The organism is Flavonifractor sp. An112 (genome assembly GCF_904377885.1).
Lineage (GTDB): Bacteria > Bacillota > Clostridia > Oscillospirales > Oscillospiraceae > Flavonifractor > Flavonifractor avicola.
Map to the genome: position 1 here is coordinate 25,407 of NZ_CAJFGT010000021.1, position 6,375 is coordinate 31,781.

General features: G+C 59.8%; 7 protein-coding genes and 1 rRNA gene. 4 read left to right on the plus strand and 4 right to left on the minus strand.

The features are described from left to right. The first annotated feature begins 32 nt into the window (after window positions 1-32). From IHN22_RS04790 to IHN22_RS04800, 3 genes are read left to right on the plus strand one after another with little or no spacing between them, the layout of a single operon-like run. Window positions 33-866 (plus strand): stalk domain-containing protein, encoded by an 834-nt coding sequence (locus IHN22_RS04790; RefSeq protein ID WP_191433810.1) that lies wholly within the window; start codon window positions 33-35, stop codon window positions 864-866. Window positions 867-903: 37 nt separating this feature from the next. Then, entirely contained in the window at window positions 904-1,500 is a 597-nt protein-coding gene (locus tag IHN22_RS04795; protein ID WP_300985494.1) for an RNA polymerase sigma factor, read from the plus strand. Beyond that, the gene (locus tag IHN22_RS04800) at window positions 1,484-2,113 is read left to right on the plus strand and encodes a hypothetical protein (RefSeq protein WP_191433812.1); all 630 of its coding nucleotides are present in this window, start codon (window positions 1,484-1,486) and stop codon (window positions 2,111-2,113) included. The genes IHN22_RS04795 and IHN22_RS04800 overlap by 17 nt, the downstream gene beginning before the upstream one ends. 49 nt (window positions 2,114-2,162) lie before the next feature. On the opposite strand, the gene IHN22_RS04805 is transcribed toward IHN22_RS04800, so the two are convergent. The 3 genes from IHN22_RS04805 to sfsA all read right to left on the minus strand — a co-directional run bounded on the left by IHN22_RS04805 (window position 2,163) and on the right by sfsA (window position 5,515). Continuing rightward, window positions 2,163-2,858: a GNAT family N-acetyltransferase gene (locus IHN22_RS04805; protein ID WP_191433813.1), complete on the minus strand. Its 696-nt coding sequence runs from the start codon at window positions 2,856-2,858 to the stop codon at window positions 2,163-2,165. Between the two features lie 77 nt (window positions 2,859-2,935). Beyond that, entirely contained in the window at window positions 2,936-4,645 is a 1,710-nt protein-coding gene (locus IHN22_RS04810; protein ID WP_191433815.1) for an ammonium transporter, read from the minus strand. 189 nt (window positions 4,646-4,834) lie between these two features. Beyond that, the gene (gene sfsA / locus IHN22_RS04815; RefSeq protein ID WP_191433816.1) at window positions 4,835-5,515 is read right to left on the minus strand and encodes a DNA/RNA nuclease SfsA; all 681 of its coding nucleotides are present in this window, start codon (window positions 5,513-5,515) and stop codon (window positions 4,835-4,837) included. Between the two features lie 87 nt (window positions 5,516-5,602). Between sfsA and IHN22_RS04820 the strand changes: the two genes are divergently transcribed. Then, window positions 5,603-6,223 (plus strand): DUF1643 domain-containing protein, encoded by a 621-nt coding sequence (locus IHN22_RS04820; protein WP_087329688.1) that lies wholly within the window; start codon window positions 5,603-5,605, stop codon window positions 6,221-6,223. Between the two features lie 54 nt (window positions 6,224-6,277). Here IHN22_RS04820 and rrf read toward each other — a convergent pair. Next, a 5S ribosomal RNA gene (gene rrf, locus IHN22_RS04825) occupies window positions 6,278-6,375 on the minus strand; the annotation flags it as partial.

A 6,375-nucleotide genomic window follows, 5' to 3' on the forward strand; every position in this document is an offset into this window, starting at 1 on the left:
TCTCCCGCAATTCACCGGAAAGGAAGATTTCTATGAAAAAGCTTGTTCCCACTCTGCTGTCCCTGGCCCTGGCCGGCTCCCTCTGTCTGCCTGTTCTGGCCGCTCCCGTTACTGTGGACGAGACCGCCTCTCCCTCTGGCTATGCCATCCAGGTCAACGGCACCGATACCGAAATTCGGGGCAGCGTAATGGTTCCCCTCCGTGCTCTGGCGGAAGAACTGGGTTTCACCGTGACTTGGTCTGGAGAGCAGATCCGGGTGGACACCGGCAAGGTACACACTGATGTGACCCTTGGGGTGGACCGCTATGTGATTACCACCAGTCTGGAAGATATGGTGAGTATGAGCGCCCCCTTCTCTCTGGGCTGCCCTCCCTATGCGGTGGATGGTACTACCTATGTACCCCTGGCCCTCTTTGACGCCCTGCTGGGCAACCAGGAGGACGCCATCACCGGCGACAGCGGCACCATCTCCATCCAGACTGATCCCTCCACTCAGATCCCCAATCCCTTTGTGGAATGCGGCACGCTGGCGGAGGCCCAGGATCAGGCTGGTTTCTCTCTGAACCTGCCTGACGGCTGCACCCCGGAGCACATCTCTGTGCTGCCTGATCAGATGATCCAGGTCCTCTGTGAAGATAACCTCACCATCCGTAAGGCGGTGGGGCAGGAGGATATCAGCGGCGACTATACCGCCTATCCTCAGGTGGACACCCTTTCCTCTCACGGAACAGAGGTTACCCTGAAGGGGGACGGAGACACGGTTAAGGTTGCGGTTTGGACTACGGAGGGCTATACTTATGCCATTCAGAGCGCCGCCGGCCTGAGCCGGGACGCTATGCTCACACTGGTGGCATCCGTGGCATGACGCCAGCGTTCCATTACTACAGAAGGGGGAGGAGTCGATGGGAATGACCGCTGTTTGCCGCCTGAGACGGCCCGGCCTGCGCGCCCATATCCTACACGCCCTTCGACTGCTCTTTGCCCGGAAGCCGGAGGAGGAGGCCGTCCGGCAAACCGCCAACGCTCAGGCTGCCCGGATGCTGGACACCTATGGTAACAGTATTCTACGTCTGGCCTATTCCTACCTTCACAATCAAAGCGACGCCGAGGAGGTACTCCAGGACACCCTGCTGCAATTTCTGCGTACCGCTCCTGTGCTGGAGAGCCCCCAGCACGAAAAGGCCTGGCTGCTGCGAGTGGCCGCCAACCTGAGCAAAAACCGATTGAAGTACAACCGCCTTCGCTCCGCCGATGAGCTGCGGGACACGCTGGCCGCGGAACAGCGGGAGGACCTCTCCTTTATATGGGAGGCCGTCAAGGCTCTTCCTCAACATTCCTGGGCTGCCATCCACCTTTTCTATCATGAGGGCTGCTCCACCGCCCAGATCGCGTCCATCCTGGGCCGGCAAGAGTCCACCATCCGTTCCGATCTGCGCAGAGGCCGCATTCAGCTGAAAGAGATCTTGAAGGAGGCGTATGACTTTGGCCCGGAAGTATGACGAGATCATGTCCCACCTTGTAGTGACCGATGCCATGCGATCCCGCATTCTGGAACAGCTGGAATCAGCCGGACAGCCTACGCCTTTCTCCCGCACCCCGCTTCTTCTGCGGCGTACGCTGGCCGCCGCCGCCTGTCTGGCCATAGTGCTGGCAGGGATCTCGGTCCTGCCCCGGATTACCTCGCCCCAGCCTGTGGAGACCCCATCCGGCCCAATCACTGTGGTCCCAAATCTCCAGGAAGTGTCCTCCGCCCAAGCCCTCTCGGCTTTGGTTGGATTCTCCGTATCCGACCTGAAGGCGCTGCCCTTCCTGGTGGAGCAGAGTACCTATACCGCATACGGTGATACCTTGGCTCAAATTCGCTGTGAGGGTGACTCCCAGTGGGCTCTCTTCCGCAAATCCGCCGGGACCGAAGACAACTCCGGCGATTACACCGCCTATGCCGCTCAGACCTCCTACGACCAGGATGGCCTGACCGTCATCCTGAAGGGGGATGCAGAACAGTCCTATGTGCTGGCTTTGTGGACCGACGGCAGCTACACCTGTTCCCTGCGGCTCTCCCAGCCGCTGACGGCGGAGCAGTGGGACCAGGTGATCTCCGCCAACCGCTGACAGCATAAAAGGCGGCCGCCGTGCCATGCACGGCGGCCGCCTTTGCCATTCAGTTGGGCAGCATCCGAAACCACTTGCTCCGGATACCCGCCGCCTTGAAGCCCGTCCGGCGGTACAGGGAAAATGCGCTCTCATTGTCGCTGGCCACCAGCAGCTTACACCGGTCAAATCCAGCCTCCGCCAACAGAGCCATAGTCCCCCAGAGCAATTCCCGCCCCAGGCCCTGTCCACAGACATCCTTTTGCAGCGCAATGCCCTCGATCTCCGGCACCTCCTGGGTCAGATCCAGCTCATACACCCCGACTCGCACCCCGTTGACCACCGCAAATCCACAGCGGTGGCCCTCCTCCAGTGCCCGGTCCAGATCCCGGGGGCCGTAAGTAGCAGAATTGGGCATTTCAAAAAAGCATCCATTGTGCAGAGCCAGCCAGGCCCCGCCCCGCTCCCGGGTCAGGGGCTCCAGGCTGAGGCGCTGGGGCTGGCCGGGCAGCTGGGACAGATCCCGCTGCAGCTCCAGCAGATCACGGACAAACTCCAGCCGGCAATCCCCCTGCCAGCCCTCCTCCAGGGGCGCGCCGGGGTCCCGGGAGGTCACAAGCAGTTCCGTTGCACCCAGGCTCAGCAGTTCCTGTCGGCCCCGGCACAGCAGTTCGTCCAGCTCTCCGGTCCGGCAGTGCTGGATGACCAGATAGCCCTTCCCTTTGGCTGTGATTTCTGCGGCGAAGATTTGATAGGCCGACTCCATGCCCATTCCTCCCTGTGATGATTTCTACCAATATACCACAGCCCCCCGGACTTTGACAAGTCCGGGGGGCTGTCTCATTACTCCTCGCCCTGGAGGGCGTCATATCCGTGTTCGCCGGTACGGACCTTGACCACATCCTCCACATCATAGACGAAGATCTTGCCGTCGCCGATCCCACCGGTATGGAGCACCTGCTTGGCGGTATCCACCACCTGTGCCACCGGCACCTTGGACACCACGATCTCCACCTGTACCTTGGGCAGCAGATTCATGGTCATGGGCACACCGCGGTAATACTCCGTCTTGCCCTTCTGGATGCCGCAGCCCAGCACCTGAGTTACCGTCATGCCCGTCACACCAATGCCGTTCATGGCGCTCTTCAGCTCCTCAAACCTGGACTGGTTGCAGATGATGGTCACATTGGTCAGCTTGGCTTCCGGCTTGGTGCGCTCCGCAGGCTGAGCACGCTCGGGGACCTGCACGGGCATCTGAGCCTCACCAGCCACATAGGGCTCCGGATAGGCGTCCGGCTTGGCCACCGCCGTCATGCTGGTGGACTGACTGAAGTCAGCATAAGCGGTAGGCAGGCCGTGCTCGTGGATGTCCAGGCCCTCCAGCTCCTCAATGGCAGAGGTCCGCAGACCCACCGTGTGCTTGATCACCGTAAAGATGATCACCATAGTCACCGCTACCCAGGCAATGACGCTGACCACGCCCAGGCACTGGGTGAGGAAGAACTTGGGACCGCCGCCGTAGAACAGGCCACCGTCCACCGCCAGCAGGCCGGTGAGCAGGGTACCCATAGCGCCGCACACACCGTGGACCGAAATGGCGCCCACAGGATCGTCAATCTTGGCTATCTTATCAAAGAATTCCACCGCCAGGGGAAGCACGATGCCGGCACAGATACCGATGATGGCCGCACCCTCCACAGATACCATGTCACAGCCGGCGGTGATGGCCACCAGTCCGCCCAGCGCTGCGTTGAAGGTCATGGAGACATCCGGCTTCTTGAAGCGAATCCAAGTAAAGAGCATGGTGGTCACGCAGGCCACAGCAGCCGACATATTGGTGGTGACGAAGATGCTGCCGGCAGCCACCAGGGTGTCGTTCCCGGTCATGGACACGGTAGAGCAGCCGTTGAATCCAAACCAGCAGAACCACAGCACAAACACGCCCAGCGCGGCGATGGAGAGGTTGTGGCCCAGAATGGCCCGGGGCTTGCCGTCCCTGTCATACTTGCCGATGCGGGGCCCCAGGATCTTGGCGCCGATGAGGGAGGCCACGCCGCCCACCATATGCACCGCGGTGGAACCGGCAAAGTCATGGAAGCCCAGCTGGGACAGCCAGCCGCCGCCCCAGATCCAGTGGCCGGAGATGGGATAGACCACAGCGGAAATCAACAGAGAATAGATGCAGTAGGAAATAAACTTGGTGCGCTCTGCCATAGCGCCCGATACGATGGTAGCGGCGGTGGCGCAAAACACCGTCTGGAAAATGAAGAAGGCGAAGAAGGGAACCCCCTCCGGCAGGATGGCGGAATAGTCGCCCCGTACGAAGGGATCAAAGCCGCCTACCAGCGCCCCCGCGCTTCCGAACATCAGGCCGAAGCCCAGCAGCCAGAAGATGGGCGTGCCGATGCAGAAGTCCATCAGGTTCTTCATCAGAATATTGCCCGTGTTTTTTGCCCGGGTAAATCCCGCCTCACACATGGCAAAGCCGGCCTGCATGAAAAAGACCAGCGCGGCGCCCAACAGCACCCAGATCGTGTTCACTGACGAATACATACATTCCTCCCTGAAAACAAAAACGCTCGCTTCGCCTTCCTCGGCGAAACGAGCGTCTCTGCTTGATGGACGCAGTGTATGCTCTTTTTCTGCATCTGTCAAGATTCTTCTTGCATATTTGGAAATAATTCAGAAATTTCCCTGCTTATAATCTCTATTTTTGCAAGTTTTCAATATAATACTTTCATTTTAGAGGCATACCTTTACTGCTTCCGCGATGGTCAGCGTATCCAGCGTGACCCTGCATCCCCGGGCCAGCACCTGGACACCTGCCCCGGCGGCCTTGCGCAGCGCCGCGCCGAAGGCCGGATGGGTCACATCATTGGGGGCAAAATCCTTCATTCCCGCCATCTGGATCACAAAGCAGACAGCCGCCTCGTAGCCCTCTGCCTGGCAGCGGATTAGCTCCTCCAGGTGCTTGACCCCGCGCTCCGTGGGCGCGTCGGGAAAGCGGGCGTGGCCGTCCTCCTCCAAAGTGACCCCTTTGACCTCCACAAAGCCACGGCGCTCTCCCGCCTCCCAGTAGAAGTCGAACCGGGAGCTGCCCCAGGTGGTCTCCGGCCGCAGGAGTGTCAGGCCGGGCAGAAAGCTGCCTCCCTCCGCCCACTCCTGAAACACCTTATTGGGGGCCTGAGCATCCATATTGACCAGCAGCCGGCCCTTTTCCACAGCGATCAGATCATATCTGGTCTTGCGGGCCAGGTTGTCGCTCTCCTCCAGATAGACCGTGGCCCCTGGAACCAAAAGTTCCCGGCAGCGGCCGGTATTTTTCACATGGACTACCTCCAGCCTGCCGTCCACCTCCACATGGGCGATAAAGCGGTTGGGTCTGGCCTGGAAGATTCCCTTTTTCACACTTCGGTATTGCATTCTGTTTCTCCTGCCTGTATCCTGATAGGGTGAGTATACCATGGAGCGACGCGCCTCACAAGCCGTTCTTCCTCAGGAGGTTTTGATATGCATATTCCCACCTGCGACACCGCCCAGCAGGACATTCAGTCCTTTTCCCTGGCCTTGGAGGAGGCTCTGCTGCCTCAGGCCGATTATGACGTGGACCGCTGGCTCTACGTCCCCAACCGCTACTGCGACTACCGTTACATCCTGGGCACCCGGGGCAGCCGTCCGCTAATCTGCGTGGGCATCAATCCCTCCACCGCCGCACCTAACGACCTGGACAACACCCTGAAATCGGTGGAGCGCATCGCTTTGGGCAATGGCTATGACAGCTTTATCATGTTCAATGTATACGCCCAGCGGGCTACACGCCCTGATGATATGGAGAAGGTGTGCAATCCCGCCCTGCACCAGGAAAATATGGCGGCCTTCCGCTGGGCCCTGGAGCAGACTAAAACCGGCACACCTGCTGTCTGGGCCGCCTGGGGCGCGATCATTGAGAAGCGCAGCTATCTGGCCGACTGCCTGCGGGACATGGTGGAGATTGGGAACGATTTGGGCGCCTGTTGGTATTCCGCCGGTGCCCGCTCCAAAAAGGGACATCCCCACCATCCCCTGTACCTGCGGAAGGACAGCAGCCTAGATTCCTTTGATGTCAGTACCTATATCAGCAGCTGTCTATGACGGCTGGTGATTTTGTAAAGCAAAAAGCGGACAGCCTAAGCTGTCCGCTCTTCGTGTTGGCGTTACCTATCTTCCCGGTCCGTCTCCAGACAAGTATTTTCGGCGCAGGTGAGCTTAACTTCCGTGTTCGGGATGGGAACGGGTGGACCCTC

What these genes read in the sequence shown, in the direction of transcription:
- IHN22_RS04790 (WP_191433810.1), top strand. Translation starts at nt 33, where the DNA reads ATGAAAAAGCTTGTTCCCACTCTGCTGTCCCTGGCCCTGGCCGGCTCC.
- IHN22_RS04795 (WP_300985494.1), top strand. Translation starts at nt 904, where the DNA reads ATGGGAATGACCGCTGTTTGCCGCCTGAGACGGCCCGGCCTGCGCGCC.
- IHN22_RS04805 (WP_191433813.1), bottom strand. Translation starts at nt 2,858, where the DNA reads ATGGAGTCGGCCTATCAAATCTTCGCCGCAGAAATCACAGCCAAAGGG.
- IHN22_RS04810 (WP_191433815.1), bottom strand. Translation starts at nt 4,645, where the DNA reads ATGTATTCGTCAGTGAACACGATCTGGGTGCTGTTGGGCGCCGCGCTG.
- sfsA (WP_191433816.1), bottom strand. Translation starts at nt 5,515, where the DNA reads ATGCAATACCGAAGTGTGAAAAAGGGAATCTTCCAGGCCAGACCCAAC.
- IHN22_RS04820 (WP_087329688.1), top strand. Translation starts at nt 5,603, where the DNA reads ATGCATATTCCCACCTGCGACACCGCCCAGCAGGACATTCAGTCCTTT.